General features: G+C 50.2%; 2 protein-coding genes. Both read right to left on the bottom strand.

What is annotated here, in order from left to right:
• Positions 1 to 114: 114 nt before the first annotated feature.
• On the bottom strand, positions 115 to 642 hold the full coding sequence (locus G520_RS0114465; protein ID WP_028536269.1) for a contact-dependent growth inhibition system immunity protein: 528 nt from the start codon (positions 640 to 642) through the stop codon (positions 115 to 117).
• The coding region (locus G520_RS24585; RefSeq protein ID WP_487042759.1) for an endonuclease toxin domain-containing protein at positions 639 to 1,124 on the bottom strand (486 nt) is incomplete at its 5' end. The genes G520_RS24585 and G520_RS0114465, both read right to left, overlap by 4 nt.

Here is a 1,124-nt window from a genome sequence, read left to right as displayed (position 1 = left end):
CGCGAGTTGGCGTTTTTTTGCGATTTCCAATTTCAACACCGTCTACCGATAAGTCGCTGTAGTCGTAAAAAGGCCCGGTACATGACCGGGCCAAGAACAATGCGTCGAAGCTATTTATCCGGTGCAACGACTAAACGCCAAACGTAAAGCTGCACCAATTTCCACCGGTGTACTGTCAGCCGAAATCACTACATCCTCAATACCGTCATCTTTTTCTTGCCCCCATCTTTCCAGTTTTTCGTGGTGCGAGGGGGTAAAAGTTAGCACGCCGTTCTTGTTCTCGATACTCACGCTTTTCATGTCTTTGAACAGCGCCCGTTTGGTCTTGTATCCGTAGCGCTCCATCAGGGCGTTCACCCATGCAGGATAGTTCACCTTGAAATCACCGGCCGACATATCAAACTCCACGCCTTCAGGATAGGTGCTCCCTTCCCGACGGGTCGGAAGTACCCAACGACTATGCGCCAGCGTATCCTGCACGGCTTCACCTAGTGCCAAGTCACTGGCATCAGGAGATAAAAGGTGCTGCTTGCCCTTGGGATCACGATTAGTCCCCCCTCGATAACCCGAATAGGTATCCATACAAATAAAATCGGCATTGCACACAACTGCCGCCCAATAGCCTCTGGTTACTTCGCTCATTTGATCACCGTGATTTTGACTGTAACACCCTTGCTTTGCCCGTATTGAATCGCCTTGTTGATCTCCGTCCATTGCGCAGATGTTGTGTTGGCCGGAATGGCTACGTTTAGCTCACGAGCATTAATTTGTGCTGCTTTTAATACTGTACCTGAAAGAGCCGCCACTTTAAAGTTCGCAGCTGTATCCACATTCCCCTTCAGGGACGAATACACCTGACTGGGATTGGCGACTTTTGCCGCAGTGGTTGTATCCAGGGTTTTAACGCTGGTTGCGACGCCTGTTTCTATATCAAAGAAATCAAAGGTTCTGAAGTTCGCAGGTAAGCGGGTTTCAGGGGGCAATGTCGATGCAACGTAATCCTCATAGGGCAATCCTTGCCCCTTAATTCCCTTGCCCCACTGAATACCTGTTGCTGCTTGATCTACAACCGTGACACCTGCCGACCCTGCACTATTTGCGCCAGTTGTCACCCCTTTCCTGGC

Source organism: Paludibacterium yongneupense DSM 18731 (assembly GCF_000422925.1).
GTDB lineage: Bacteria > Pseudomonadota > Gammaproteobacteria > Burkholderiales > Chromobacteriaceae > Paludibacterium > Paludibacterium yongneupense.
Note: the sequence above shows the minus strand (reverse complement) of the source record. Positions and strands in the feature narration are given on the sequence as shown.